The following is a 26,096-nucleotide window of genomic DNA, read 5'->3' as shown; positions in this document are numbered from 1 at the left end:
GTCAGCCGCCCGTGCCGCCCGCCGGCCCAACTCGCCTCGTTCTATGCAGAATTCGTTTCCCTCCGGGTCGGACATGGTGATCCAACCCCTGCCGTCGGGGCGAGTGTGGTCGGCCAGTTGGCGGGCGCCGAGGGTGAGGGCGCGGGCGACTTCCTCAGCTCGGGTGCGGCCTGTCGGCCTCAGGTCGAAGTGGAGGCGGTTCTTGACGGCTTTTCCTTCCTCCACCCGGACGAAGAGCAGACCCGGGCCGCCGGTCGGATCCTCGATCAGGGCTTCCGGGTCGCCCGGTTCGTCCTCGTCCGAGATGGGACCGGCCCGGCCGTGGTGAGCATCCGCACCGCGCCACCAGCGACTACGGCATCACCGAGTCGGCTTGCGCTCGGTCACCCCGCGTGCTCCGAGCGAGCACGCCAGAGGTCGGCACACCACATCGCCAGCACGAAGGGAAACGTGGCCGGAGTGAGTCCCACCGCTTCGATCCCGGCCTGCAACAGCAGCACCGCGGGAACGGCGAGGACGCACGCTCGCCATCCTCTGCCGGTGCTGAGCATGCCCACCACGACGAGCACGGCGTTGAAGCCGTAGACGCCGGTGGTGATCTCGTCGGCCGGGAACAGCGGAACTCCCTGCACGATTCCGTACGTCGCCAGTGCGGCTGCGAGGGCTCCCACTGCCAGGGTCCACCGTGAAACCGCGAGTCCGGCGAGGACGAACAGGCCCGGCAGCAGACCCGTCACGAGGAAGACCTCGGCCGCGCTGGCGAAAACGCCCAGTCCGAACACCGGGTGGGACGGTGGCGCCGAAGGCCAGTGCCTGAACTCGCCCAGGTACTCCAGCAGCCAGTAGGTGAACACGAAGGGCGCGGTGTAGGCCGGTACGCGCAGAAAGTACCGGGCGACGTGCGTGAGCAGCGCGGCTGTCACCGCTCCCCCGACAGCGGCGAGCGCGGTGAGCCACAGCGGACGGAACGAGCCGGCGGCTCCCAGGGCGATCAGGACGGAATTGAAGCCGTAGAGCCCCTGCCCGATCCGCTCGGCCGGCACCCGCAACAGCGCGGCGGTGGCGGCCCCGACCGCGCTTCCGAGCAGTGCGCACATCCCGGCGACCGGGCCGGAGACGAACAGCCCCGCCAGGAACAGCACACCGGTGAGCGTGTTGTTCTGCAGGTACACCTGCGCGACTCCGCGAAGGATCCCCCGCAGTGCGTCGAGGACGAGGGCATCGCGATGTTCCGGTGGGGGCGTCTTCGTGCTCACCAGTGCTCCTCCGTGAGCTCCTTCCCGTCCGGGTGCGTCCGAAGGGCTTCGGTCAGCCGGTACTGCGCGGTCACCGCGTCGGAAGCCAGGGCGGTGGCCGTCGCCCCGCCGGCGGCCAGCGGGGTCAACGACCACCACTCGCCGCTCGTCGGCGCCACCGGGTCGTTCTTCCAGACCACGGATTCGGTGGCCACGACCCGCGCCCCGGCGAGACAGCCGGCACTGGCCTCCAGGCGGGGGTTTCCGAGTTCGAGCGTCTGCCGCAGCAACGGCACTCCCCCGCGCGTGATGTGCGTGCTGGTCTGCAACAGACCGGAACGCTCACTGCTGCGGCCGAGCACCAGTACCTCGCGGCAGCGCACGAGCGCGCCCTGCGCCAGCTCCGCCCGGAACTCGGCCTCGTGCTCGGCTCGGGCGGTCACGACGGTGTGTTGCGGCAGGTACTCGAGGGTGCCGCCCTCGGCGACCTCGACATGAACGGTGCTGCGGCTGCCGCCCCGGCGGTGGCCGGGCAGCACCAGTGTGGCGGCGACACCGCGCAGCAGCAGGCGCGCGCCCGCTCCGACCCGCACCCGCAGGTCCAGCTCGTCTCCGCCGAGTGGGGACGTCACCGAGTTGACCAGGTGCACCACCGCCCGATCCGCCGGTCCCGCGGCGGGTCGGACGGCCCCGCGCCGGGGCATCAGGGTCAGCGGTGAGGCCGAGGACAGCTCCCGGACGACGCTGCGGCCCCGCGGGTCGAGCTCCACGGTCAGGCGCGCGCGGGCCTTCACCGCGCCAACCGCTCTCGGACCCAGGCCGTCACCTCGGGCGCTCCGGGGGTGTCGGTCAGCGATTGGGTGATCACCGGAAGCCCGCCGCGCATCCGGTGCGCGTCGGCGGTCATGACCGCCATGTCCGCACCGACCCGCTCAGCCAGATCGATCTTGTTGATGACCAACAGGTCGGCCGTGGTCACGCCGGGACCGCCCTTGCGGGGCACTTTGTCACCTCCGGCGACGTCCACGACGAAGATCTGGGCGTCGGCCAGCCCGCGGCTGAACACGGCCGTCAGGTTGTCGCCGCCGCTCTCGATCAGGATCAGGCGCAGACCGGAGTGGCGCTGCTCCAGGCGTTCGACGGCGTCGAGGTTGGCCGTGATGTCGTCGCGGATCGCGGTGTGCGGGCAGGCCCCGGTCTGCACGGCCTCGATCCGGTCCGGGTCGAGGACGCCGGCACGCCGCAGGAAGTCCGCGTCCTCGGTCGTGTAGATGTCGTTGGTCACCACAGCGAGGTCGACCTCGGCGCCGAGGGAGCGGCACAGGGCGGCGACCAGTGCGGTTTTCCCGCTTCCGACCGGACCGCCCAGTCCGATGCGGAGCGGGCGTCCCGCGGTGGGCGCAGAGCCGAAGGGGTCTGGTTCCGGCGCGGTCGGATCGAAGTTCACCGGGTGCCGGTGGTCGTGGTCGTGCCGATGGTCGTGGTCGTGCTGGTGGTCGTGGTCAGCTGGCAAAGAGCCTCACCTCGTCCCGATGGTGCTGTCGGTGGGCCTGCGCCAGCAGATCGAGCGCGGGAGCGCCCACCGCGGGGAGAGCGGCCGGGTCGTGCCCGGCCACGGAAGCGGCGTACTCGGTGATGCGTTCGAGATCCGGCCCGAGTGCGGCCACGGCGGCGTTCGCGGCGAAGGGATCGAGGCCCAGCAGCCGCACAGCGGCCGAAGCGGGACCGCTGACCGACAGGTACGCCGCCACAGCGGCGGCCTCCCGGGGCGTGCCCGCACGCACGCCCCCCGTCAGAGCGCCGATGACAGCCGGGTGGTGTGGCCGCGTGGACACCGCCAGCAACGCGTCGAGCGCGGCCGAGGGCCAGGCGGCACGACCGGCACGCGCGGTCCCGCGCCCCTGCGCGCGGGACGCCTCCCGTTGCGCGGGGGACGGCGTGCGCGCGTCGATCTCGGAGTCCAGCAGCCGCCAGTACCGGCCGTCGACTCCCGCGTCGGCTGCGTGTGCGGCGGCGGCGGCGAACACCGCGGCCAGGCGACCCGCGCTCCACAGCCGTCCGAACAGGAACTCCCGCAGTCCTCCGGGACCGGTGACCAGACCTCGGTGCACGGCTTCCTCCACCCCGCCCGAGTGCGCGTGGCCACCGCCCGGAAAACGAGCGTCGGCAAGTGCCAGCATGACCAGCGAGCACGACATGATCAGAACAGGAAGTAGCGTTGCGCCATCGGCAGCTCCGCAACCGGATCCGGTTCGACGAGTTCTCCGTCGATGCGCACCGCGAAACTGTCCGGGTCCACCCGGATCTCCGGGGTGGCGTCGTTGAGCGGCAGGTCGGCCTTGGTGGTGGAACGGGTGCTGGTGACACCGATGAGCCTACGGAACAGACGCAGCCGTTCGGGGAGCTCGGCGTCCAGCGCTGTCGGGGCGACGAAGTGCACGCTGCTCGCCGCGGCCGGCTTCAGGAACGACCCGAACATCGGACGCGAGAACACCGGCTGCGGCGTGGGGATCGAGGCGTTGGCATCGCCCAGCGCGGCCCGCGCGGCGAACCCGCCCTTGAGGACCATGTGGGGCTTGACGCCGAAGAACTTCGGTTCCCACAGCACCAGGTCGGCGATCTTGCCGACTTCGACCGAACCGACCGCGTCCTGGATGCCGTGCGTGATCGCCGGGTTGATCGTGTATTTGGCGATGTACCGGCGGGCGCGCATGTTGTCCGCGCGGTGGTCGCCCGGTAGCGAACCCCGATGCCGTTTCATGATGTGTGCGGTCTGCCAGGTGCGCATGACGACCTCGCCGATGCGCCCCATGGCCTGCCCGTCGGAACTGACCATGGAGATCGCGCCCACGTCGTGCAGCACGTCCTCGGCAGCGATCGTGGTCGGTCGGATACGGCTTTCGGCGAAGGCCAGATCCTCCGGGATCGACGGCTTCAGGTGATGGCACACCATGAGCATGTCGAGGTGCTCGTCGATCGTGTTCACGGTGTGCGGGAGGGTCGGGTTCGTCGACGACGGAAGGATGTGCGGCTCGGAGGCGATCCGGATGATGTCCGGTGCGTGCCCACCGCCTGCGCCCTCGGCGTGATAGGCGTTGATCGACCGGCCGTTGATGGCCTCCAGGGTGGACTCGAGGAAGCCGGACTCGTTGAGGGTGTCGCTGTGGATCGCGATCTGCACACCGGTTTCCTCAGCGATGCGCAAGGCGTTGTCGATCACTGCGGGGGTGCACCCCCAGTCCTCGTGCAGCTTCAGGCCCCCGGCGCCCCCGCGCAGCTGCTCGGTCAGTGCTTCGCCGCGCATGGTGTTGCCCTTGCCGAGCAGCAGGACGTTCACCGGGACGCCGTCGAGGGCCTGCAGCATCCGCCCGATGTTCCAGTCGCCCGGCGTCACCGTGGTCGCCCTGGAGCCGTCTGCCGGCCCGGTACCGCCACCGATCAACGTCGTCGTTCCCGAAGCCAGCGCGACGTCGATCGATCGGGGATCGATGAAGTGAACGTGGCAGTCGATCGCCCCGGCGGTGAGGATCCGGCCGTTTCCCGTGATGATCTCCGTCGACGGACCGATCACCAGCGCCGGATCGATGCCATCGGCGGCGTTCGGGTTGCCTGCCTTGCCGATGCCGACGATGCGTCCGTCGCGGATACCGACGTCGGCCTTGACCACCCCCCAGTGGTCCAGGATCACAGCGCCGGTGATGACCACGTCCGCCGTGCCCTCGGCGCGGATCGCCATCGACTGCCCCATCGACTCGCGGACCACCTTGCCGCCGCCGAACACGGACTCGTCGCCCGAACCGTGTGGCCCCAGGCTGCGATCCTCGGTGACCTCGATGAACAGGTCGGTGTCGGCCAGGCGTACCCGGTCACCGGTACTGGGGCCGAACAACTCGACGTAACGTGCACGGTCGATCTGCGGCGTGTTCTCGTCCGAGGTCATCGGTGCCCTTCACCCCTGCTTCCATAGGCGAATTCAGTCGGCTGGTGGTCCCGGCTGTCCAGGTCACCGGCCCATTCCAGGCGCAGCCCCCGGATCCTGCGGAGCCCGGAGATGGGGACCAGCACCACCTCCCGCTCGACGCCGGGCTCGAAGCGCACGGCGGTGCCGGCCGGAATGTCCAGTCGATGCCCCCACGCGGCCTGGCGGTCGAACTCCAGCTCAGGATTGGCGGCGGCGAAGTGGTAGTGCGAACCCACCTGCACCGGCCGGTCCGCGGGGTTCACCACGCGGATCCGCGTGCGGACACGTCCGGGGTTCAACGGCACGGCTTCGTCCGCGGGAATGATCTCTCCTGGCAGCACGGGGCCTCCTAGGCGATCGGCGAGTGGACGGTGACCAGCTTGGTTCCGTCCGGGAAGGTCGCCTCGACCTGCACGTCGTCGATCATCTCCGGGACGCCTTCCATGACCTGCTCACGTCCGAGAACGCGGCGTCCGCTGGACATCAGCTCCGACACGCTGCGCCCATCACGAGCTCCCTCGACGACGTGCTCGGTGATCAGCGCGACCGCTTCCGGGTAATTCAGCCGCACCCCCCGCTCCAGCCGACTGCGGGCGAGTTGGGCGGCGACGCACACCAGAAGTTTTTCCTGCTCCTGCGGTGACAGTTGCATGTTTCCTTTGTAGCGCCGCGGGAGATGACCGCAACCTGAGCTTGACTCCCACACCGTTGCGTTACTGCCTTCGGCTGGTCGGGGCGAATCTTCGCGAAGCCCCTGAAGGGCTCGGGGCAGTGGCTGTGTCCCGTGGTGGGTGAGGTATGCGGAGGGGGCGGGCTGACCGCTGTGGGGCGGGAGCGCCTCGCGGCTGCGGACGCGGGCCGGGGCTACCGGGGCGGGGCGAGGGTGAGGCCCGGCGGAGTGGTCCGGGGCCCGGGGAGAGCGGGCCCCGGAGCCGGCTAGTCGGCCCGGGACAGTTCCGCGCGGCCGAAGAGGAGGGCGTAGCCCGGGGGCAGTCGGTCCAGGATGCGGGTCACCAGGGCGTCACCGACCAGGGGCGGCAGGACGCTCAGGACCGAGCCGGCGTCCCAGCGGGCCGTGGCCGGGGTCGCCCCCTCGATACGGGTGGCCAGCGAGTCGACGAACTCCACCGCCGTCAGGGGGCGGGTCTCCGGGATCCGGGAGGCGACCACTCTCGCCGCCTCCTCCGGCAGGGCGCGGGCCAGGTCGACGCGTTCGTCGCCGACGACGTGGCCCCCGAGGGCGGACAGGACGATGCGGGTGACGCTCTCCGCCTCCGCTCTCGTCGGGTACCGGCCCGCTTCCCGCACCGCGTCCACCAGTTCGCGCCAGCCGTCGTCCCCTCCGTCGTCGCGGCGGGTGCGGCGGTCGCGGTTCGGGGCGGGGATCACCCCTTCCGTACGCGGCGTCACGGGCTTCTGCGGCGTCAGCGTGGTCATGTTGTGGTTCCTCTCCCTTCTCGGGGCTTCGGTCGCCCTCGCATCGGACGGGCATGGGGGCGCGTCCCGCGGAGGCCGGGGCCGGGGTCCGCGGGACGCGTTTCGTGGGTGCTGTCAGCCGCCGATCTGCTTGCGGCTGTCGCCGCCGGTGATCTGGATGCGGCGCGGCTTGGCCTGTTCGGCCACCGGGATGCGCAGGGTCAGGACGCCGGCTTCGTAGGACGCGTCGATGCGTTCGGTGTCCAGGGTTTCGCCGAGGAAGAGCTGACGGGTGAAGGCACCCGTGGGACGTTCGGCGACCAGCAGCTCCGCGTTCTCGGGAGCCGGGGAACGGCGTTCGGCGCGCACGTTGAGGACGTTGCGCTCGACGTCCAGTTCGATCGTCTCGGGGTCGATGCCGGGGAGGTCGAAGTGGACGATGAAGTCGTCCCCTGCCCGGTAGGCCTCCATCGGCATCACCGAGGGACGGCCTGTGGAGCCGAGGACCTGCTGCGCGAGTCGGTCGAATTCGCGGAAGGGGTCCGTGCGCATGAGCATCACAGCTCACTCCTTTCATCGATGGTCCAGGTGCGATGCCCTACGCCTTCTTATATAACTCGCGGGAGGAAAGTTGACAACCTACGACTCAACTCCTGGCTCCAACGACCACGGCCCTCTCACGACCCGGCCCACCCCGGGCGCGACACGGCCGGTCCGGGAGTTAGCCTCGGAGTCTTGTGAGGGCCCGCCCTTCGGACGCGGCGGCAGAAGACAGGACAGGACATGGCGAAGGTTCCCGGCTCGGTACTGGCCGCGAGTGGACTGGTCGGCGGGTACGGCGTGGCCCGCTGGACGCGGAAGCGGGAGCTGGGCGGGGTCGTCCTCGCCATGGCGGGGGCCGCGGCGGCGCACGGGTGGCGGGAGCGTGCCGGTGGGACGGCCGCGGGAGCGCTGTCGGCGGCGTACGTCGCCGCCTTCGCCGGGTCGCATCCGCTCGCGAAGAAGGTCGGCGCCTGGCCGGCCGTGTTCGGGGCGGCGGGGGCGATGGCGCTGGCGTCGTGGGCGGTCGCCGACCGGCGAGGCTGAGGGAGTCCGCCGGGGCGGGACCGGACGATCGGCTCGGGCCCGCCGGTCGGGTCGCGCACGTCCGGCGGGCCGGGGCCCGGTCAGGTCCGGTGGCTCAGCACGTTCACGACGCGGCCGTTCGGGTCGCGGACGAAGAAACGGCGTACGCCCCACTCCTCGTCCCGCAAATCCCGCACGATCTCCGCTCCCGAGGCCAGCACCTGCTCGTACACCGTGTCGACATCCTCGACCTCCACGCTCAGGTCCGGGACGACCGGTCCGGTGCGTTCCTCGGTGAAGAAGCTGATCTGGGCGGTGGGGTTGGCGGGGGACGCGAGCGTCATGACCCAGCCCATGTTCATGACCTCCTCGAAGCCGAGCAGGCCGTAGAAGTCGCGGCTGCCGCGCATCGCCTGCTCGGAGTCGACGTGGAGGTCGGGCATGATCCTGCGGACGGTCATGGTTTCTCGGCTCCTCACGGTCGGCATGCCCTGGGAGGACGGAGACTACGCCCCCACCACCCGCGCCACCGTGTAGATGGCCAGGCCCGCCAGGGAGCCGACGACCGTGCCGTTGATGCGGATGAACTGGAGGTCGCGGCCGATGTTCGCCTCGATCTTCCTCGTGGTGTGCTCGGGGTCCCAGCTCGCCACGGTGTCCGTGATCAGGGAGGTGATCTCCTTGCGGTAGGTGGTCACGACGTACACCGCGGCGCCCTCCAGCCAGCCGTCGACCTTGCCCTGCATCCTGGGGTCGGCCGCCATGCGCGCGCCCAGCGACAGCAGCGAGGCGCGTACCCGCAGCCGCAGCTCGCTGCGCTCGTCCTCCGCCGCGGAGACGATCATGGAGCGTACGGCGGTCCAGGCGGAGGCGATCAGGTCCTGGACCTCGCCGCGGCCGAGGACCTCACTCTTGAGGCGTTCGACCCGGGCGCGGGTGTCGGTGTCGGACTGGAGGTCGGAGGCGAAGTCGGCGAGGAAGCGGTCGAGGGCGCCGCGCGCGGGGTGGGTGGGCATGTCGCGCATCTCGGTGATGAAGCGCAGCAGCTCCTTGTAGACGCGTTCGCCGACCTTGCGGTCCACGAACCTCGGGGTCCAGCCGGGGGCCCCGCCGTGCACGGCGTCCATCACGTAGTCGCGGTGCAGCACGAGCCAGTCGTGGGCGCGGGTGACGACGACGTCGACGGCCTTCTTGTGACCGCCGTCGGCGACGATCCTGTCCAGCATCTTGCCCATGCCGGGCGCGATCTCCTGGGCGTTCGCGCGGCGCGTGACGGCCTCGCCGACCACCGCCTGGACGTCGGAGTCGCGCAGCACGGTCAGCGCGCCGCGCAGGGCGGCCGACAGCTCGGCGGTGACCCGGTCGGCGTGTTCGGGCACCGCGAGCCAGGCGCCGAGCCGGTTGCCGATGCCGACGGCGCGCAGCCGCCCGCGGACGACGTCCTCGGAGAGGAAGTTCTCGCCGACGAAGTCGCCCAGGGAGACGCCGAGCTGGTCCTTCTTGTTGGGGATGATCGCGGTGTGCGGGATGCGCAGGCCGAGGGGGTAGCGGAAGAGGGCGGTCACGGCGAACCAGTCGGCGAGCGCGCCGACCATGCCCGCCTCGGCCGCGGCGGCGACATAGCCCGCCCAGGCGCCGGCGCCCCGGTGGGAGGCCCATTCGGCGAGGACGTACACCACGGCGACGAACAGCAGCAGTCCGGTGGCGGTGAGCTTCATCCGGCGCACTCCGCGCTGCTTCTCCTCGTCCGCCGCGCTGAACGTCGTCATCGCGCGGTTCGTGGCGCCGCCGGGGCCAGGACCCGGAGCGGAGCCGGCACCGGGGCCCGCGCCAGGACCCGCGCCGGCGTCCGTGGTGCCCGCCGCCCTCGTCCGCCCGGTCCGTTTCATCCGCTCCACCCGCTCCACCCGCTCCACCCGCTCCGGCCCGCTGCACCTGTTCGGTGATCTCTCACACATTGTCCCTTCCTGTCCGACTCCTGGAACGGAACAGGAGTTCCCGGCGTCTGTTCAACGGGGGATCCGCAGGAAGTCCTGCCGGGGATCCCCCTCGTCCATGACGCATCATGGGATCGTCCGAACGGAGCCTCGGGCTCCCACCGTCCGAGGAGAACAGAACAGCATGACCCGGGGACGTGACGGGGGCGCGGGGGCGCCGCCCGCGAAGTACCGCGCCCTGCTCGCCGCCGTGGTCGCCGCGATCGTGGCCGTTTCCGCCGCCATCTACGTCACGGCGGCCTCCGACGACGGTACGCGACACCGCGGCACCCTCGCCGACGGCCACGGCGTTCCGCAGAACCCGGCCGCACCCGCCTCCACCGGCACCTGGGTCGGCTCCTGGGCCGCCTCCCCCGTCGGGGGCGAGCCCGGCACCGAGACGACCGGCCTCGCGGGCCGCTCGGTGCGCAACATCGTGCACACCAGCGTCGGCGGCACCAGCGCCCGGATCACCCTGTCCAACCTCTACGGGCAGTCCCCGCTGACCGTCACCCACGCCTCGATCGCCGTCTCCGCCGGCCGGGGCACCGCGGCGGCGCTCCCCGGCACCATGCGGCGGCTCGCCTTCGGCGGCCACCCCGCCGTCGTCATCCCGGCCGGCGGCCAGGTGATGAGCGACGCCGTGCGCATCGCCGTCCCGTACGACGGGGACGTCCTGGTCACCACGTACTCCCCCAGCGTCTCCGGACCGGTCACGTACCACCCGCGCGCCCGCCAGATCTCCTACGCCGCCCACGGCGAGCACACCCGCGACACGACCGGCGCCGCGTACACCGAGGAGAGCGCCTACTGGCGCTACCTGACCGCGCTGGACGTGCTGAGCAACGAGGCCGACGGCACGGTCGTCGTCCTCGGCGACTCGCTCACCGACGGCGTCACCTCCACCACGGGCGGCAACAACCGCTGGCCGGACGTCCTGTCCGACCGGCTGCGCGCCGCGGTCGAGGCCGGGCGGGACGTGCCGCGCCACGGCGTCGTCAACGAGGGCATCAGCGGCAACCGCGTCCTCGCCGACGGCCTCGGCCGCCCCCCGGAGAACCCCAGCGGCCTGAACCGGTTCGACCGCGACGTCCTCGACCGTACGAACGTCAAGGTCGTCGTCGTCGTCCTCGGCGTCAACGACATCCTGCGCGACCGGAACCTCGCCGACCCGGACGCGGTCGTCGGCGGCCTGAACACCCTCGTCGAGCGGGCCCACGCCCGCGGGCTGAAGGTGGTCGGCGCGACCCTGATGCCGTTCGGCGGCCACCGCGGCCACACCGGCCCGCGCGAGGCGGTACGGCAGCAGATCAACACTCAGATCCGCGCGGGGCGCGTCTTCGACGCCGTCGTCGACTTCGACCGGGCCCTGCGCGACCCGTACGACCCGCGCCGGCTGCGCTCCGACTACGACTCGGGCGACCACCTCCACCCGAGCGACCGGGGGTACACGCGGATGGCGGAGGTCTTCGACCTGGACGACCTGAAGGGCGGGGCACCGGCCCGGCTGTAGGCAGCGGGCGTCGCCCGGCGCGCTCAGCGGTCGCCGTCGCGGCGGGGTTCGCGCTGCTCCTCGCCGTGTCGGCCGTGCAGGGAGTCGAAGGAGCCGTACCCGTGTCCGAGGCCTCCGTGGTCCAGGGAGGCCCGGCCGGACGAGGAGGCGTCGAGCTCGCGGCCGTGTTCCTGGCGGTCCTGGCGGCCCTGACGGTCCTTGCGTTCCAGCTTCTCGCGGCGGCGTTCCTCGCGCAGCCGCTGCTTCTCCGCCCGGGCCAGCTTGCGCTGGACGCCGACGCCGCCCCAGAAGGCGAACCCCGTGACGATCACCCGCGGGGCGCCCGGGTCGCCCGGCTCGCCCTCCTCACTGTGGTCGAAGCCGCCCATGAGGCCGAAACCGCGGACGACGACCTCGACACCCGGCGGGACGATGACGTCCACCCCGCCCATGATCGCGACCGCGTTGATCACGACCTCGCGGTCCGCGAAGTTCGCCTCCCGCAGATCGATCTGCCCGCCGCCCATGAAGGTGAAGCAGTTGAACCGTCGCGGCGCCGTCCAGCGGCCCTTGCGCTGGAACCCCGACATCACGGCGACGGCCCAGGTCGAGGTCCCCTCGCTGCCCGGGACCACCCGGTCCGCCCAAGTGTCGCCCTGTTCAGGGGCCTTGCTCAGGGAGACGGCGGGAGCCGTCACGCCCGGGGCGGGCAGATCGCGGGTGATCGGTTCGAGTTCCCGGTAGGTCCGCGCCTTGTACGTCGCGTCCAGCCGTTCCTCGAACTCGTCCATGTCGAGGCGCCCCTCCGCGAGCGCGTCCCGCAGGACGGCGGCCACCCGCTCCCGGTCGGCATCGGAGGCGCGGAGGTCCGGGACTGCGTCGTCGGTCATGCACAGCAGCCTACGAGGTCCCCCGATCGAGGGCTACGAGCGGCCGGGGGGCTACGAGCGGCCGGAGGCTACGAGACCGCCCGCCCCGCCGCGTCCGCCCGCCCCGCCCGCTCCGCCACGTCCGCCTGCTCCGCGTACATCTTCGCGATCACCGCCTCGATGTCCGGCTCCCGCACCGACAGGTCGACCAGCGGGTACTTTGCCGCGATCCGCGCCACCAACGGAGCCGCCGACTCCGCCGCCGGGAACGCCAGCCACTGCCTCGGCCCCTCCACCCGCACCACCCGCGCGGGCGCCGGCGCGTCGATCGGGGGCAACTCCCGCTCCAGGTCCACCACCAGGGTCCGCTCGCTCTCCCCCGCCCGGTGCAGCCCGGCGAGCGGGCCGTCGTACACCAACCGGCCGTGGTCGATGACCATCACCCGCGAGCACAACTGCTCGATGTCCTGCAGGTCGTGCGTGGTCAGCAGCACCGTCGTGGCCCGCTCGGCGTTCAACTCCCGCAGGAACTCCCGCACCTTGGTCTTGGAGACGACGTCCAGACCGATGGTCGGCTCGTCCAGGTACAGCACCTCCGGGTCGTGCAGCAGCGCCGCCGCGATGTCGCCGCGCATCCGCTGTCCCAGGGACAGTTGCCGTACCGGGGTGTCCAACAGGGCCCGCAGGTCCAGCAGTTCGACCAGTCGCTCCAGGTTCGCGCGGTACCGCGCGTCGGGAATCCGGTACATGCGGTGCATCAACCGGTACGAGTCGATCAGCGGCAGGTCCCACCACAGCGTCGTCCGCTGCCCGAACACCACCCCGACACGGTGCGCCAGCCGCACCCGCTCCCGGGTGGGATCGACACCGGCCACCCGCAGCCGGCCGCCGCTCGGGGTGAGGATCCCCGTCAGCATCTTGATCGTGGTCGACTTGCCCGCGCCGTTCGGCCCGATGTAACCGACCATCTCACCGCGGGCCACGGAGAACGAGAGCGAGTCCACGGCCCGCACCCGCCGCCGCTCCCGCCTCAGGAAGCCGGTCCTCTTCCGTACGTCGAAGACCTTCTCGACCCGGTCGAGAAGGATGAACCCGCCGTCACCGTCGTCGTCCACCGGCTAACTCCCTGTACTCCGATACGAACGAAGCCCCGCCCGCCACGCCACCCCCGCCAGCGCGCAGCACACCGCCGCCACCACCGGCGACACGAACGCCGCCCACTCCGGCAGTCCGAGCGGATACGGCCGGCCCAACACATAGGACGCGGGCAGCCAGTTGACGAAGGCGAGCGGCAGCACGAAGGTCACCCCGCGCACCAGTTCCTGCGCGAACACCGTCGGCGGATACTGCAGCAGCGTCTGCCCGCCGTAGGTGAACGCGTTCTGCACCTCGGACGCGTCCTGCGCCACGAACTGGAACGCCGCGCCCGCCACGAACACCGCGCAGAAGATCGCCGCCCCGCTCACCACCGTCACCGGCACCAGCAGCAGCTTCAGCGGCGTCCAGTCGACGTCCAGCGAGACGAGGGCCCAGCACAGGACGATCAGCCCCTGCAGCAGGCGGGCGACCCGGCGCAGCGCGAAACGGTCCGCGGCGACCTGGGCGAGCACCGGCACCGGCCGCACCAGCAGCGTGTCGAGCGTGCCGTCACGCACCCGCCGCCCCAGCCGGTCCATCGAACCCAGCACCAGGTCCGCGGTCCCGAAGGACAGCATGGACAGGCCGTACAGCAACGCCACCTCGGCCAGGACGTAACCGGCCAGCACGTCGACGTGCGAGAACATCAGCACGATGCCGACGAAGTCCAGCCCGGTCACCACCAGGGACCCCACGGTCGTCAGTACGAACGACGCCCGGTACGCCATGGTCGACCGGATCCACATCCCCGCGATCAGCCCGTACGCGCGCACCCCATGAACCAGCCCGCCACCGTGCACCGGCCCGCCGACGTCAGCCACCCTGGACCACCACCCGCCGCGTCGCCGCCGACTGCACCAGCCGTCCCGTCGCCAGCAGCGCCACCGCCCACCCGCCCTGGAGCGCGAACACCGGCAACGCGCCCGTCTCGCCCATCAGGACGTCGGCCGGCCCCTGGAGGAGCGCCGCCCACGGCAGCACCCGCACGACCTCCCCGAACAGCCCGGGAAAGACGTTCAACGGCAGCACCATGCCCGAGCAGAGCAGCCCCAGGATCATCAGCATCTGCATCACGCCCGTACCGTCCAGCAGCCAGAACGTACTCAGCGCCACCAGGTACCGGATCGCGAAACTGACCACCATCGCGAGCAGCACCGTCAGCAGGAACGCGAGCCAGCTCAGCGGATCGCCGGGCAGCGCCACCGGGAAGACCAGCACCCCGAACAGGAAGGGGACCACCCCCCGCCCCAGCAGCTGGAACCCCGACCGGCCCAGATCGTGCGCCAGCCACCACCACTGGAGGTCGGCCGGCCGGTACAGATCGATCGCGATCTCACCCGTACGGATCCGTTCCATCAGTTCGATCTCGAAGCCACCGCCCTGCACGGCCAGCGTCGCGTACAGCGCCTGCCCCAGCCACACATAGGTGACCGCCTGCGCCGGCCCGTACCCACCGAGGTCCGGCCGCTCGTCCCACAGCGCCAGATACGTGTACACGAGGATCAGCCCGAAGACCGTGTTGGTGAACACCCCGGCCACCGTCGCCGCCCGGTACGTCGCGTACCGCCGAAAGCCCCCGGCCACGACGGCCAGATACAACCGAACCGAGCCCCCACCTGGGCGTACGCCGGTACTCGCGGCCACGCCCACACCCGCGCCCTCGGCCGCGTCCACACCACCGGCCTCGCCCACCACCGCCTCCCGACCTCTCCGCGCCCGACACCGAAGCGCAGGATCGTACTGCCCGCGCCTGACACCCCGCCAGGCATTTTCCGGCGACCCCGCGGGCAGACGACCCCGCACCGGAACCGGCGGCCCACGGCCCTACCCCGTACCTCGAGGGCCATACGTGTGAGAAGCCGCATGCGAGGCCGAGACGCGCCGTCGACAGGGAAGTGAGCGCCGGATGCGACAGTCCTCTATAAGAGGAATGCACGACACGAATGTGAACTCATCACGCTTACCGCACCGAACACGGCGAAACAGGAGGCCGTACTCGACATGAGCGACGAGCCGCAGCCACAGCAGCACGGCCAGGGCTGGGCACCACGGGAACCGCGGGCCGCCGGCACCCCGCAGCGCGGAACCGGGACCGGGAGCGGAACCGGGACCGGGAGCGGAACCGGGACCGGGACCGGGGGCAAGCGGGTGCGCACCGGATGGCGCCGGTACGTCCCCACCTGGCGGATGGTGCTCGGCGGCTTCCTCGCCGTCGCCCTCCTGCTCGTCGGCGGGTTCTTCCTCGGCTACAGCCTGGTGCACATCCCGTCCGCCAACGCCCTCGCCACCCAACAGGCCAACGTCTACCTGTACGCCGACGGCTCCGTCCTCGCCCGCGACGGCGAGGTCAACCGGGAGAGCGTCAGCCTCGACCGGATCTCCGCCAAAGCCCAGCACGCCATGCTCGCCGCCGAGGACCGCGACTTCTACACCGAGTCCGCCATCGACCCCCAAGCGATGATCCGCGCCGCCTGGAACACCGCCACCGGCAAGGGCAAACAGTCCGGCTCGACCATCACCCAGCAGTACGTGAAGAACTACTACCTGCGCCAGGAGCAGACCGTCACCCGCAAGGTGAAGGAGTTCTTCATCGCCATCAAGCTGGAACGCGAACAGAGCAAGGACGAGATCCTCGAGGGCTACCTCAACACCAGCTACTTCGGGCGCAACGCCTACGGCATCCAGGCCGCCGCCCAGGCCTACTACGGCATCGACGCACAGGACCTCGACGCCCCCCGCGCCGCCTACCTCGCCGCCCTCGTCAACGCCCCCAGCCAGTACGACGTCATCGCCCACCCGGAGAACCGGCCCGCCGTCGAATCCCGCTGGAACTACGTCCTGGACGGCATGGTCCAGCAGGACTGGCTGAGCGAGGCGGAACGCACCGGCCTGAAGTTCCCCGAGCCGAAGGAGACCACCACCTCCACCGGCATGTCCGGCCAGCGCGGCTACATCGTGCGCACCGTGAAGGACCACCTGATCCGGAACAAGATCCTCGACGAGGAGGAACTCGACACCGGCGGCCACCGCATCACCACCACCCTGCACAAGGACAAGCAGGACGCCTTCGTCGACGCCGTCAACGACAACCTGATCGACCGGCTCGACCCGGAGAACCGCGAGGTCGACACCTACGTCCGCGCAGGCGGCGCCGCCATCGACCCCCGCTCCGGCAAGGTCGTGGCGATGTACAACGGCATCGACTACGTCAAGCAGTACACCCCCAACGCCACCCGCAGGGACTACCAGGTCGGCTCCGCCTTCAAACCGTTCGTGTTCGCCTCCGCCGTCGAGAACGGATCCACCACCCAGAGCGGACAGCCCATCACCCCGAACACCGTCTACGACGGCACCAACGAACGAACCGTCCAGGGCTGGCCCGGCGAACGCTACGCCCCGGCCAACGAGGACGACCGCTCCTACGGCCACATCACCGTCCGCGAGGCCACCGACAAGTCCGTCAACGCCGTCTACGCCCAGATGGCGGCCGACGTCGGCTCCGACAAGGTCCAGCAGACCGCCATCGCCCTCGGCATCCCCGCCACCACCCCCGAACTGACCGCCTCCCCCTCCATCGCCCTCGGAGTGGCCACCGCCAGCGCCCTGGACATGGCCGAGGCGTACGCGACCCTCGCCAACCACGGCGAGCACCGCGCCCACACGCTGATCGAGAAGATCACCAAGGACGGGAAGAAGACGGTGCCGCTGCCCGAGCGGAAGACCCGCCGGGCTGTGAGCCGCGAAGCCGCCGACACCACGACCGCCGTCCTGCGCGGCGTCGTCCAGAACGGCACCGCCTCCGCCGCCCAGGGCGCCGGCCGCCCCGCCGCCGGCAAGACCGGCACCGCAGAGGAGGACAGGGCCGCCTGGTTCGCCGGCTACACGCCCGAACTGGCCACCGTCGTCTCCGTCATGGGCCAGGACCCCGTCACCGCCGCACAGAAGGAGCTGTACGGCGCCATGGGCCTGTCACGCATCAACGGCGGAGGCCCCCCGGCCGAGATCTGGGCCCAGTTCACCCGGGAGGCGCTCAAGGGCGAACCCGTCAGCGACTTCGACCTCCGGCTCCAGCGCGGCGCCGAGCACACCGCACCGCCCACCGCGAGCGCCGACCCGTCCTCGAGCACCACGGACGACGACACGTCCCAGGAACCCGGCACGGACGAGAACACGAACCGGAACCCGGACCAGGACGAGAACGGCACCGAGGGCGGGACCCAGGACCGGACCGACGAAGGCACCACCGGCGACATCCCCACCGGCGGCGGCACGTCGGACAGCGGCACCACACCCGCCGGTGACACCACGGGAGCCACCGGCGGCAGCCCGGGCAGCACGGGAAACACGGGCAACGGCGGCACCGACGGAGCCAACGGCACGGACGGGACGGGCGGACCCCCCGGAACCGGCACGGACACCGGCACGGACACCGGCAGAGGCGACCAGGGCAGCCAGGACGGCCTCACCGGCTTCATCCAGCAGAGCGCCCGCAGACAGTGAGCGACCGGGAACAGGCGACCGGACTCAGTGCCCCGAGGTCGCCTTCAGCCCCACCACGGCGACCACCAGGAGGGAGACGAAGAAGACCCGCGCGGCGGTCACCGGCTCCCCCAGCACCACCATGCCCAGCACCGCCGCACCGGCCGCACCGATCCCCACCCACACGCCGTACGCCGTACCGATCGGCAGCGTCTTCGCCGCGTACGACAGCAACACCATGCTCGCCACGATGCCGGCGCCGGTGAGCACACTCGGAACGAGACGGGTGAAACCCTCGGTGTACTTCATGCCTATCGCCCAGCCCACCTCGAGCAGACCGGCGACCACCAACAGAACCCAGGCCATGACAGGCACCTCCGGGACACGAAAGGAAACGGGGGTGCGTCGTCTTTGCCTTCACCCGGTACGGCGCGTCTCGTCGGGGCCCGGCGGGCCTCGCCACCAGGTCCGCCCACTCTAGCCAAAAACAGGGAAAGGGCTGGTGACGATGGTCACCAGCCCTTTTCATCCCAGATTTACAGGTACAGCCCCGTCGAGTCCTCCGAACCCTCGAACCGGTCCGCGGCCACGGCGTGCAGATCACGCTCCCGCATCAGCACATAGGCGGTGCCCCGCACCTCGACCTCCGCGCGGTCCTCCGGATCGAACAGCACCCGGTCACCCGGCTCCACCGTCCGCACGTTCTGCCCCACCGCGACGACCTCGGCCCACGCCAGCCGACGGCCCACCGCCGCCGTCGCGGGAATCAGGATGCCGCCCCCGGAACGCCGCTCGCCCTCGCTCGCGTCCTGCCGCACGAGTACGCGGTCGTGCAGCATCCGGATGGGCAGCTTGTCGTGCCGGGGGTCGTGCTCGTTTCTCTTGGCGCTCACACCTGAAACCTACCTGCCTCCACCACGGGCGCACGCCCTCGGGTCCGGGTCAGCGCCTGCGCCGACGCGTCCCCAGGGTCAGCAGCCCCACGACGCCCACCACCAGGACCGCCACCGGCACGACCCGCTCCAGCCGCGGCGCACCGTCCTCGTCCACGAACTGCGCCTTCACATCGCTCACCACACGATTGGCCCCGACGTACGCCCTGCCGAGCGTGTGGTCGATGTGGGAGGCGACCCTGGCCTTCGCGTCCCCGACGATCGTCTTCGGGTGCACCCGCACACCGATCTCGTCGAGGGTTTCGGCCAGCACCGCGCGACGGCGGCTGATGTCCGCCTCGATCTGCGCCGGGGTTCTGGTGTCCGCCGTGTCCGCCACCGTGTCGCCTCCGAAATCCGCTGAAACCCGTACCTGTGCCGGACAGTCTGTCAGCTTCACGCCGCGCCGTACCGGCAGGGCACCCGGTTACCCTCGATCCCGGTACCTGATCCACCCAGCGCGTACGTACGAGGAGACCAGACCGATGAGCGAACGCCTCCAGCCCGGGGACGAGGCCCCCGCCTTCACCCTGCCCGACGCCGACGGCAACGAGGTGTCCCTGGCCGACCACAAGGGCCGCAAGGTCATCGTCTACTTCTACCCGGCCGCGCTCACCCCCGGCTGCACCAAGCAGGCCTGCGACTTCACCGACAACCTGGAACTGCTGGCCGGCGCGGGCTACGACGTCATCGGCATCTCGCCCGACAAGCCGGAGAAGCTCGCCAAGTTCCGCGAGAAGGAGTCCCTGAAGGTCACCCTCCTCGCCGACCCGGACAAGCAGGTCCTGGAGGCGTACGGCGCCTACGGCGAGAAGAAGCTCTACGGCAAGACGGTCGTCGGCGTCATCCGCTCCACGATCGTCGTCGACGAGGACGGCAAGGTCGAACGCGCCCTCTACAACGTCAAGGCCACGGGCCACGTCGCCAAGATCATCAAGGACCTGGCGATCTGAGCCGGAGAACCCCGACGACGGCTCGTACCGGACCCCCGGTACGAGCCGTTCCGCGTTCCACGCGTGACCGTCCGATAAACGGTTCGTTACTCCGTACGAGGCCACGAACGGGTGGTCGGGATCGGAGGGGAACCGATGGGGGCCAGTGCATACACCAAGGAGCGCCTGGAAGAGGCGGCCCGGGGGGCGCGGACGTTGTCGGAGGCTCTGGTGCGGTTGGGGGTGGATCCGCAGAGTTCGACGCGGCGATACGTGCTGGGGCGGATGAAGAAGCTCGGAGTCGACACGTCGCACTTCCAGCGTGAGGGGGTGAAGTGGACTCGGGAGGTCCTCCAGGAGGCAGTCTCGGCCTCGACGAACATGTGCGAGGTGTTGCGGCATCTCGGACTGGAGGTGGTCGGTGGGCACCACACGCACATCAGCCGCCGGATCAAGGCGTACGGCATCGACATCTCGCACTTCCAGATGCCGACCCGGAGGGGTAAACCCTGGCGCCCACGGACGCCGGAAGGTCTGCTCGTCGAGCAGCCGCCCGCCCAGGCCCGACGCATCCCCAGCGACCGGCTCAGGTGGGCGATGACCACCCGGGGCGTACCGGAACGGTGCGCCCTCTGCGGTACCGGAAGCGTCTGGCGGGGACGCTCACTCCCGTTGGAGGTCGACCACGTGGACGGCGACTGGCGAAACAACCGCATCGAGAACCTGCGGTTCCTCTGCCCCAACTGCCACTCGACAACGGACAATTACCGCGGACGCGGCAAGGGACGTGCGAGCTGATGAGCAGTGGCGTGCAGTACACCCGCGAGCGACTGGCAGAGGCTGCCGCGCAGTGCTCCAACCTCGATGAGGTCATCACCTTCTTCGGCACCCAGCCGTACGGCCATCTCCGCAGATACCTCACCAAGCGGTTTGCTCACTTCAGGATCGACATCTCGCATTTCAGTCCTCCCGGCAGGCTTCCCCGGCCCACCGTCGAAGAGTTGCGTACGGCAGTCGCCGAATCCGTTTCGATCGCCGCGGTACTTCGTCGGCTGGGGCGTCCTGACAGCGGTACGCAGCGCGCCCTCCTGCGTCAGTGGGTCGCCGAGGAGAACGTCTCTACGGCGCACTTCCTGGGACAGGCCCACCTGCGCGGCAAGCCCGGCGCGACCCCACTCAGGCGGCCTGAGGACATCCTGGTCAAGCACGACGGCGAACGTCGGACGAAGACCGTGCTCCTGCGTCGGGCGCTCTGCGAAGTAGGCGTGCCCAAGGAGTGCGCCGAGTGCGGCACGGGCCCCGAGTGGCTCGGCAAGCCGATGACTCTGGAAATCGATCACATCAACGGGGACTGGAGCGACGACCGACGGGAGAATCTGCGGTTGCTCTGCCCCAACTGCCACGCATCCACGGATACCTGGTGTCGAGGAGGAAGGGATGGGCAAGGAGCCGTCGACCGGTAGCATGGCTCGGCATGCGGCCGTGTTGGAACGGTAGACAATCGGCGCTTAGAACGCCGTGGGCGAAAGCCCGTGTGGGTTCGAATCCCACCGGCCGCACAAACAAAGGGGCCGCTCTGACAGGCGGCCCCTCTGCCGTTGCTCACCCCAACAGCTCCCGCACCGCCGGTACCAGTGCCCGGAAGGCCTTGCCGCGGTGGCTGATGGCGTTCTTCTCCGCTGCGGAGAGCTCCGCGCAGGTGCGGGTTTCGCCGTCCGGCTGGAGGATCGGGTCGTAGCCGAAGCCGCCGGTGCCGGCGGGGGTGTGGCGCAGGGTGCCGCGGAGTTGGCCCTCGACGACGCGTTCGGTGCCGTCGGGGAGGGCGAGGGCGGCGGCGCAGGCGAAGTGGGCGCCGCGGTGGTCGTCGGGGATGTCGGAGAGCTGGGCGAGGAGCAGGTCGAGGTTGGCCCGGTCGTCGCCGTGCCGGCCGGCCCAGCGGGCGGAGAAGATGCCGGGGGCGCCGCCCAGGACGTCGACGCAGAGGCCGGAGTCGTCGGCGACGGCGGGGTGGCCGGTGGCCCGGGCGAGGGCGTGGGCCTTGAGGAGGGCGTTCTCGGCGAAGGTGGTGCCGGTTTCCTTGACGTCGGGGATGTCGGGGTAGGCGTCGGCGCCGACGAGTTCGTGGGGCAGTCCGGCGTCGGCGATGATCGACCGGAGTTCGGTGATCTTTCCGGCGTTGCGGGTGGCGAGGATCAGGCGGGTCATGGGGCCCAGTATTCCGGGCCCCGTTCCCTCTGTTGCCGGCCGCCTCGGGCTACGGCGTGCTACGGCGTGCTACGGCGTGCAGACCTTCGTCAGTTCGCCGGCCGCGTCGGTGACGGGGCTGATGTCGGGGGTGTTGTCGCCGTCCTTGAGGGAGGTGCGGACGTCGGCGGTGGCCTGTTCGAGGTCGTCGACGGCCTTGCCGACGTCGGCGTTGTCGGTCTTGTCGCTTATCTCGCCGAGGTTCCGCTCGATGGAGTCGAGGGATTCCTCGAGCTGGGTGACGTCGTCGGAGGCGTTCGCGACGGCCTGTTGGAGTTCGGTGACGCTGTCGGCGATGGCGTCGGCGGTCCGGACACAGTCGAGTGCCTTGTCGACGGCGCTGCAGCCGGTGGTGAGTCCGGCGGTCAGTGCGACGGCGGCCAGTGTGGCGGCGACGGCTGTGGTGCGGCGACGGCGGCTCGCGGCCATGGAACGGTCCCTCCCTTGTCGGGCCGGGCGGCCCTTGTGGCTGGCCGGGCGGCCGGGTTCGGTCCGTGCGCCCGTATTCCTTCAGACGCGGTGGTGGCCGGCGCGGTTGCCCGCGTCGGCCACGTCCCTTGGTGCGTCTTTTACCTTTCGAGGACGCTGTCGAGCGCGGCCTGCTGGGCGGTGGTCAGGTCTGCGCAGCCGGTGACGGCGAGGTCGAGGAGGGTGTTGAGTTCGGTGCGGTCGAAGGGGGCTGCCTCGGCGGTGCCCTGGACCTCGACGAAGCGGCCGTCTCCGGTGCAGATGACGTTCATGTCGGTGTCGGCGCGTACGTCTTCCTCGTAGCAGAGGTCGAGGAGCGGGACGCCGTCGACGATGCCGACGGAGACGGCGCTGACGGTGCCGGTGAGGGGTTGGCGGCTGGCGCGGATGAGCTTGTTGTTCCTGGACCAGTTGATGGCGTCGGCGAGGGCGACGTAGGCGCCGGTGATGGCGGCGGTGCGGGTGCCGCCGTCGGCCTGGAGGACGTCGCAGTCCAGGACGATGGTGTTCTCGCCGAGTTGCTTGTAGTCGATGACGGCGCGCAGGGACCGGCCGATGAGGCGGCTGATCTCGTGGGTGCGGCCGCCGATGCGGCCGCGGACGGATTCGCGGTCGCCGCGGGTGTTGGTGGCGCGGGGGAGCATCGAGTACTCGGCGGTGACCCAGCCCTCGCCGCTGCCCTTGCGCCAGCGGGGGACGCCTTCGGTGACGGAGGCGGTGCAGAGGACCTTGGTGTCGCCGAAGGAGACGAGGACGGAGCCTTCGGCGTGCTTGCTCCAGCCGCGTTCGATGGTGACCGGGCGGAGTTGATCGGGGGTGCGGCCGTCGATTCGAGACATGGCGTCGAGCCTAGTCGCATGCGGGAAGGGCCCCTTCCGGGGTGGCGGGCTCGCCGCTGTCCGGGTGGGGCCCTCGAGGACCTGGGGTCTACCGGTTTCCGGATTCGCCGGGTGTCACATCATGTCTTCGATCTCGGCTGCGATCGGGTCGGCGTCGGTGCCGATGACGACCTGGATGGCGCTGCCCATCTTGACGACGCCGTGGGCGCCGGCGGACTTCAGTGCGGCGTCGTCGACCTTGGTGGGGTCGGTGACTTCGGTGCGGAGGCGGGTGATGCAGCCCTCGATCTCTTCGATGTTCTCGATGCCGCCGAGCCCGGCAACGATCTTCTCAGCCTTGGTGGCCATGTTCGCTCTCCCTGATCCGAACCGCTTTGTCGCAGTAACCCACAGTTGACACATCTTTGCGAGCGGTCGTGCCGCCTGCGCCGGAGGATGGCGTCACGACAGCGGGACCGCCCTCGGCTGGTCTACACCACCGGGAGGGCCGTCGCCAAACCCCGCTGCGGACGCCCCTGCTTGCCCCCGGGTGCTCCCCCTGAAGGGACCGGTGCGTACGCGGAGTCCTGCCGGTGTCGAACCTTCGGTCGGCCCCTGCGCGAACGCCGGGACCGCTTCCTCCAGGGCCCGCGGAGGGCGGGCCGGGGCCTGTAGTCGCCGAGCAGGGTGTCGTCGGCGGCGGGCCCCTTAAGGTGGAGCCGGTCGTTCGGGCCCTCGGACCATGGTTCCGGGGGCCTTTCGATGCCCCGGGAACGGTGCCGCGGGCCGCGGGGCGGGCACTGCGCGTAGTGCTCCGGTTGCGGAATTCGCGGGTTCCTCATACGGCCTTCATCGTGCTACAACAGGTCTACACCACTGAGTGGTGTAGACCACCACCGACGGAGGAAGTATGAGCACCGCCACCGCATCGGCGGCTCCCGCGAAGAAGCGGGGATCCGGCCTGATCCAAGGCCTGCAGAAGGTGGGTCGCAGTCTCCAGCTCCCGATCGCCGTGCTGCCGGCGGCGGGCATCCTGCTGCGGCTCGGCCAGCCCGACGTGTTCGGCGCCGACGGTCTCGGCTGGGACAAGGTCGCGGCCGTGTTCGCCACCGCCGGTGGCGCGATCTTCGACAACCTGCCGATGCTGTTCTGCATCGGTGTGGCCATCGGCTTCGCCAAGAAGGCCGACGGCTCCACGGCGCTCGCCGCCCTGGTCGGCTTCCTGGTCTACAGCAACGTCCTGAAGGCGTTCCCCGTCACCGAGGCGAAGGTGCAGGCCGGCGAGGACATAGCCGCGACCTACAACAACCCCGGTGTGCTCGGCGGCATCCTGATGGGTCTGCTGGCGGCGGTGCTCTGGCAGCGCTACCACCGCAAGAAGCTGGTGGACTGGCTCGGCTTCTTCAACGGCCGCCGCCTCGTTCCGATCATCATGGCGTTCGTCGGCACCGCGATGGGCGTCTTCTTCGGTCTGGTCTGGGAGCCGATCGGCGACGGCATCTCGAACGTCGGTGAGTGGATCACCAGCCTCGGCGCCGTCGGCGCGGGGCTGTTCGGCCTGATCAACCGCGCGCTGATCCCGGTCGGCATGCACCAGTTCGTCAACACCGTCTCCTGGTTCCAGATCGGCGACTTCACCAACGCCGCCGGCGACGTCGTCCACGGTGACCTGAACCGGTTCTTCGCCGGGGACCCGGACGCCGGAATGTTCATGTCGGGCTTCTTCCCGATCATGATGTTCGGTCTGCCGGCCGCCGCGATCGCCATCGCGCACGCCGCCCGCCCGGAGCGCCGCAAGGCCGTGATGGGCATGATGGTCTCCCTCGCCCTGACCTCCTTCGTGACCGGTGTGACCGAGCCGATCGAGTTCGCGTTCATGTTCATCGCCCCGGCGCTGTACGTGATCCACGCGGTGCTCACCGCCCTGTCCATGGCGATCACCTGGGCGCTCGGTGTGCATGCCGGCTTCACCTTCTCGGCGGGCGTCATCGACTACGGGCTCAACTGGAACCTGGCGACCAAGCCCTGGCTGATCATCCCGATCGGTCTGGTCTTCGCGGCGGTCTACTACGCGGTGTTCCGCTTCGCGATCGTCAAGTTCGACCTGCCGACCCCGGGCCGTGAGCCCGAGGAGGAGGTCGAGGACACCGCGAAGGCGTGAGTGGTCCCCGTCGTCCCCGTACGACAGCGTGACCGAGGCCCCGGAGCCGTCAGGGAAGACGGCTCCGGGGCCTCGGTCGTGCGTGGGCTCGGTCGTACGTGGGCTCAGATCACGTACGTCGCGCCGGGCGCCGCCAGTTCCACCGGGCCGTCGTAGACGGCGCGGGCGTCGGCGAGGTTGACCTGGGGGTCGGTCCACGGGGCGATGTGGGTGAGGACCAGTCGGCGGGCGCGGGCGCGGGCCGCGGACTCACCCGCCTCTCGGCCGTTGAGGTGCAGGTCGGGAATGTCCTCCTTGCCGTGGGTGAAGGCGGCCTCGCACAGGAACAGGTCGGTGTCGTGGGCGAGTTCGTCGAGCGCCCGGCACACTCCGGTGTCGCCGGAGTACGTCAGCGACTTCCCTCCGTGCTCGAGACGGACGGCGTACGCCTCCACCGGGTGCGCGACGCGTTCGGTGTGCACGACGAACGGGCCGAGCTCGAAGGTGGAGGGCTTGACCGTGTGGAAGTCGAAGACCTCGCTCATGGAGGAGGCCGAGGGGGTGTCGCCGTAGGCGGTGGTCAGCCGGTGCTCCGTGCCCTCGGGTCCGAAGACCGGGATCGGGTCGCAGGGGCCTCCGTGCCGGTAGTAGCGCGCCACGAAGTACGCGCACATGTCGATGCAGTGGTCGGCGTGCAGATGGCTGAGGAAGATCGCGTCCAGGTCGTAGAGACCGCAGTGGCGCTGCAGCTCGCCCAGGGCACCGTTGCCCATGTCGAGAAGCAGCCGGAAGCCGTCGGCCTCGACGAGGTAGCTCGAGCAGGCCGATTCCGTGGACGGGAACGACCCCGAGCAGCCGACGACGGTGAGCTTCATGAAGCAGAAACCTCCGCTGGCGGGGTGAGGAAAACGGGGGTCGTGCGGTGCGTCGAG

At 70.5% G+C, this 26,096-nt stretch carries 30 protein-coding genes, 1 tRNA gene, 1 pseudogene and 1 riboswitch; of the genes and pseudogenes, 8 read left to right on the top strand and 24 right to left on the bottom strand.

The window, feature by feature from the left end; translation table 11 throughout:
• Nucleotides 1–24 precede the first annotated feature (24 nt).
• The 10 genes and pseudogenes from AB0I73_RS10445 to AB0I73_RS10400 all read right to left on the bottom strand — a co-directional run.
• A pseudogene (locus AB0I73_RS10445) lies at nt 25–312 on the bottom strand (VOC family protein); the annotation flags it as partial.
• A 71-nt stretch (nt 313–383) separates the two neighbouring features.
• Nucleotides 384–1,256 carry an urea transporter gene (locus AB0I73_RS10440; RefSeq protein ID WP_363035768.1) on the bottom strand — a complete coding sequence of 291 codons (873 nt, stop codon included), beginning with the start codon at nt 1,254–1,256 and terminating at the stop codon, nt 384–386.
• On the bottom strand, nt 1,253–2,029 hold the full coding sequence (locus AB0I73_RS10435) for an urease accessory protein UreD (protein ID WP_363035766.1): 777 nt from the start codon (nt 2,027–2,029) through the stop codon (nt 1,253–1,255). Before AB0I73_RS10435 ends, AB0I73_RS10440 begins: the two co-directional genes overlap by 4 nt.
• The gene (gene ureG, locus AB0I73_RS10430; protein WP_363035804.1) at nt 2,026–2,682 is read right to left on the bottom strand and encodes an urease accessory protein UreG; all 657 of its coding nucleotides are present in this window, start codon (nt 2,680–2,682) and stop codon (nt 2,026–2,028) included. Before ureG ends, AB0I73_RS10435 begins: the two co-directional genes overlap by 4 nt.
• A 55-nt stretch (nt 2,683–2,737) precedes the next feature.
• Nucleotides 2,738–3,415 carry an urease accessory UreF family protein gene (locus AB0I73_RS10425; RefSeq protein WP_363035764.1) on the bottom strand — a complete coding sequence of 226 codons (678 nt, stop codon included), beginning with the start codon at nt 3,413–3,415 and terminating at the stop codon, nt 2,738–2,740.
• Nucleotides 3,416–3,435: 20 nt separating this feature from the next.
• Complete coding sequence (locus tag AB0I73_RS10420) at nt 3,436–5,175, bottom strand: urease subunit alpha (protein ID WP_363035762.1); 1,740 nt, start codon at nt 5,173–5,175, stop codon at nt 3,436–3,438.
• Nucleotides 5,172–5,537 (bottom strand): urease subunit beta, encoded by a 366-nt coding sequence (locus AB0I73_RS10415; protein WP_363035760.1) that lies wholly within the window; start codon nt 5,535–5,537, stop codon nt 5,172–5,174. Before AB0I73_RS10415 ends, AB0I73_RS10420 begins: the two co-directional genes overlap by 4 nt.
• Before the next feature lie 8 nt (nt 5,538–5,545).
• Complete coding sequence (locus tag AB0I73_RS10410) at nt 5,546–5,848, bottom strand: urease subunit gamma (protein WP_363035758.1); 303 nt, start codon at nt 5,846–5,848, stop codon at nt 5,546–5,548.
• Nucleotides 5,849–6,132: 284 nt separating this feature from the next.
• Nucleotides 6,133–6,633: a DUF2267 domain-containing protein gene (locus AB0I73_RS10405; RefSeq protein ID WP_363035756.1), complete on the bottom strand. Its 501-nt coding sequence runs from the start codon at nt 6,631–6,633 to the stop codon at nt 6,133–6,135.
• A gap of 114 nt (nt 6,634–6,747) precedes the next feature.
• Entirely contained in the window at nt 6,748–7,170 is a 423-nt protein-coding gene (locus AB0I73_RS10400) for an Hsp20/alpha crystallin family protein (protein ID WP_363035754.1), read from the bottom strand.
• Between the two features lie 225 nt (nt 7,171–7,395).
• Here AB0I73_RS10400 and AB0I73_RS10395 point away from each other — a divergent pair, with 225 nt between their 5' ends.
• Entirely contained in the window at nt 7,396–7,698 is a 303-nt protein-coding gene (locus AB0I73_RS10395; RefSeq protein ID WP_363035752.1) for a hypothetical protein, read from the top strand.
• A gap of 80 nt (nt 7,699–7,778) precedes the next feature.
• On the opposite strand, the gene AB0I73_RS10390 is transcribed toward AB0I73_RS10395, so the two are convergent.
• A complete protein-coding gene (locus AB0I73_RS10390; RefSeq protein ID WP_363035750.1) occupies nt 7,779–8,138 on the bottom strand; it encodes a VOC family protein in 360 nt (119 codons plus the stop codon).
• Between the two features lie 45 nt (nt 8,139–8,183).
• A complete protein-coding gene (locus tag AB0I73_RS10385) occupies nt 8,184–9,566 on the bottom strand; it encodes a DUF445 domain-containing protein (RefSeq protein WP_363035802.1) in 1,383 nt (460 codons plus the stop codon).
• A 232-nt stretch (nt 9,567–9,798) separates the two neighbouring features.
• Here AB0I73_RS10385 and AB0I73_RS10380 point away from each other — a divergent pair, with 232 nt between their 5' ends.
• Complete coding sequence (locus AB0I73_RS10380; protein WP_363035748.1) at nt 9,799–11,166, top strand: SGNH/GDSL hydrolase family protein; 1,368 nt, start codon at nt 9,799–9,801, stop codon at nt 11,164–11,166.
• A gap of 23 nt (nt 11,167–11,189) precedes the next feature.
• Here the strand turns inward: AB0I73_RS10380 and AB0I73_RS10375 are convergent, their stop codons facing one another.
• From AB0I73_RS10375 to AB0I73_RS10360, 4 genes are all read right to left on the bottom strand, one after another.
• Nucleotides 11,190–12,035, bottom strand: coding sequence for a DUF1707 domain-containing protein (locus AB0I73_RS10375; protein WP_363035746.1), 846 nt, complete (start codon nt 12,033–12,035; stop codon nt 11,190–11,192).
• 68 nt (nt 12,036–12,103) lie between these two features.
• The gene (locus AB0I73_RS10370; protein ID WP_363035744.1) at nt 12,104–13,129 is read right to left on the bottom strand and encodes an ATP-binding cassette domain-containing protein; all 1,026 of its coding nucleotides are present in this window, start codon (nt 13,127–13,129) and stop codon (nt 12,104–12,106) included.
• A 3-nt stretch (nt 13,130–13,132) separates the two neighbouring features.
• Nucleotides 13,133–13,897, bottom strand: coding sequence for an ABC transporter permease (locus AB0I73_RS10365; protein ID WP_363035800.1), 765 nt, complete (start codon nt 13,895–13,897; stop codon nt 13,133–13,135).
• 67 nt (nt 13,898–13,964) lie between these two features.
• Nucleotides 13,965–14,750 (bottom strand): ABC-2 family transporter protein, encoded by a 786-nt coding sequence (locus AB0I73_RS10360; RefSeq protein ID WP_363035798.1) that lies wholly within the window; start codon nt 14,748–14,750, stop codon nt 13,965–13,967.
• Between the two features lie 402 nt (nt 14,751–15,152).
• Here AB0I73_RS10360 and AB0I73_RS10355 point away from each other — a divergent pair, with 402 nt between their 5' ends.
• On the top strand, nt 15,153–17,651 hold the full coding sequence (locus AB0I73_RS10355; RefSeq protein ID WP_363035742.1) for a transglycosylase domain-containing protein: 2,499 nt from the start codon (nt 15,153–15,155) through the stop codon (nt 17,649–17,651).
• A 24-nt stretch (nt 17,652–17,675) separates the two neighbouring features.
• Here the strand turns inward: AB0I73_RS10355 and sugE are convergent, their stop codons facing one another.
• The 3 genes from sugE to AB0I73_RS10340 form a co-directional block, all read right to left on the bottom strand.
• Nucleotides 17,676–17,996: a quaternary ammonium compound efflux SMR transporter SugE gene (sugE, locus tag AB0I73_RS10350; RefSeq protein WP_363035741.1), complete on the bottom strand. Its 321-nt coding sequence runs from the start codon at nt 17,994–17,996 to the stop codon at nt 17,676–17,678.
• Nucleotides 17,997–18,029: 33 nt separating this feature from the next.
• A riboswitch (guanidine-III (ykkC-III) riboswitch) is annotated at nt 18,030–18,097 on the bottom strand.
• A gap of 69 nt (nt 18,098–18,166) precedes the next feature.
• Complete coding sequence (locus AB0I73_RS10345) at nt 18,167–18,523, bottom strand: co-chaperone GroES (RefSeq protein WP_202277633.1); 357 nt, start codon at nt 18,521–18,523, stop codon at nt 18,167–18,169.
• Nucleotides 18,524–18,572: 49 nt separating this feature from the next.
• Complete coding sequence (locus AB0I73_RS10340) at nt 18,573–18,902, bottom strand: DUF3618 domain-containing protein (RefSeq protein WP_363035738.1); 330 nt, start codon at nt 18,900–18,902, stop codon at nt 18,573–18,575.
• 145 nt (nt 18,903–19,047) lie between these two features.
• Between AB0I73_RS10340 and bcp the strand changes: the two genes are divergently transcribed.
• The 4 genes from bcp (at nt 19,048) to AB0I73_RS10320 (ending at nt 21,053) form a co-directional block, all read left to right on the top strand.
• Nucleotides 19,048–19,515, top strand: a complete 468-nt coding sequence (gene bcp / locus AB0I73_RS10335) for a thioredoxin-dependent thiol peroxidase (protein WP_109378365.1) — start codon at nt 19,048–19,050, stop codon at nt 19,513–19,515.
• Nucleotides 19,516–19,650: 135 nt separating this feature from the next.
• A complete protein-coding gene (locus tag AB0I73_RS10330) occupies nt 19,651–20,292 on the top strand; it encodes an HNH endonuclease signature motif containing protein (RefSeq protein WP_363035736.1) in 642 nt (213 codons plus the stop codon).
• Nucleotides 20,292–20,957, top strand: coding sequence for an HNH endonuclease signature motif containing protein (locus AB0I73_RS10325; protein WP_363035734.1), 666 nt, complete (start codon nt 20,292–20,294; stop codon nt 20,955–20,957). The genes AB0I73_RS10330 and AB0I73_RS10325 overlap by 1 nt, the downstream gene beginning before the upstream one ends.
• Before the next feature lie 13 nt (nt 20,958–20,970).
• A tRNA-Leu gene (locus AB0I73_RS10320) sits at nt 20,971–21,053 on the top strand.
• 43 nt (nt 21,054–21,096) lie between these two features.
• On the opposite strand, the gene rdgB is transcribed toward AB0I73_RS10320, so the two are convergent.
• The 4 genes from rdgB to AB0I73_RS10300 form a co-directional block, all read right to left on the bottom strand.
• Nucleotides 21,097–21,699: an RdgB/HAM1 family non-canonical purine NTP pyrophosphatase gene (rdgB, locus tag AB0I73_RS10315; protein WP_363035732.1), complete on the bottom strand. Its 603-nt coding sequence runs from the start codon at nt 21,697–21,699 to the stop codon at nt 21,097–21,099.
• A gap of 69 nt (nt 21,700–21,768) precedes the next feature.
• The gene (locus tag AB0I73_RS10310) at nt 21,769–22,167 is read right to left on the bottom strand and encodes a hypothetical protein (protein WP_363035730.1); all 399 of its coding nucleotides are present in this window, start codon (nt 22,165–22,167) and stop codon (nt 21,769–21,771) included.
• Nucleotides 22,168–22,307: 140 nt separating this feature from the next.
• Nucleotides 22,308–23,045 (bottom strand): ribonuclease PH, encoded by a 738-nt coding sequence (rph, locus tag AB0I73_RS10305; RefSeq protein ID WP_109378360.1) that lies wholly within the window; start codon nt 23,043–23,045, stop codon nt 22,308–22,310.
• 114 nt (nt 23,046–23,159) lie between these two features.
• Nucleotides 23,160–23,393 (bottom strand): PTS glucose/sucrose transporter subunit IIB, encoded by a 234-nt coding sequence (locus AB0I73_RS10300; protein WP_363035727.1) that lies wholly within the window; start codon nt 23,391–23,393, stop codon nt 23,160–23,162.
• 541 nt (nt 23,394–23,934) lie between these two features.
• On the opposite strand from AB0I73_RS10300, the gene AB0I73_RS10295 reads away from it, so the two are divergent.
• The gene (locus AB0I73_RS10295; RefSeq protein ID WP_363035725.1) at nt 23,935–25,185 is read left to right on the top strand and encodes a PTS transporter subunit EIIC; all 1,251 of its coding nucleotides are present in this window, start codon (nt 23,935–23,937) and stop codon (nt 25,183–25,185) included.
• 104 nt (nt 25,186–25,289) lie between these two features.
• Here AB0I73_RS10295 and AB0I73_RS10290 read toward each other — a convergent pair whose 3' ends face one another.
• Nucleotides 25,290–26,039 (bottom strand): MBL fold metallo-hydrolase, encoded by a 750-nt coding sequence (locus tag AB0I73_RS10290; RefSeq protein WP_363035723.1) that lies wholly within the window; start codon nt 26,037–26,039, stop codon nt 25,290–25,292.
• Nucleotides 26,040–26,096 lie beyond the last annotated feature (57 nt).

The organism is Streptomyces sp. NPDC050388, from assembly GCF_040655635.1.
Lineage (GTDB): Bacteria > Actinomycetota > Actinomycetes > Streptomycetales > Streptomycetaceae > Streptomyces.
The sequence above is the reverse complement of the archived record's forward strand: the minus strand, read 5'-3'. Positions and strand labels throughout refer to the sequence as shown.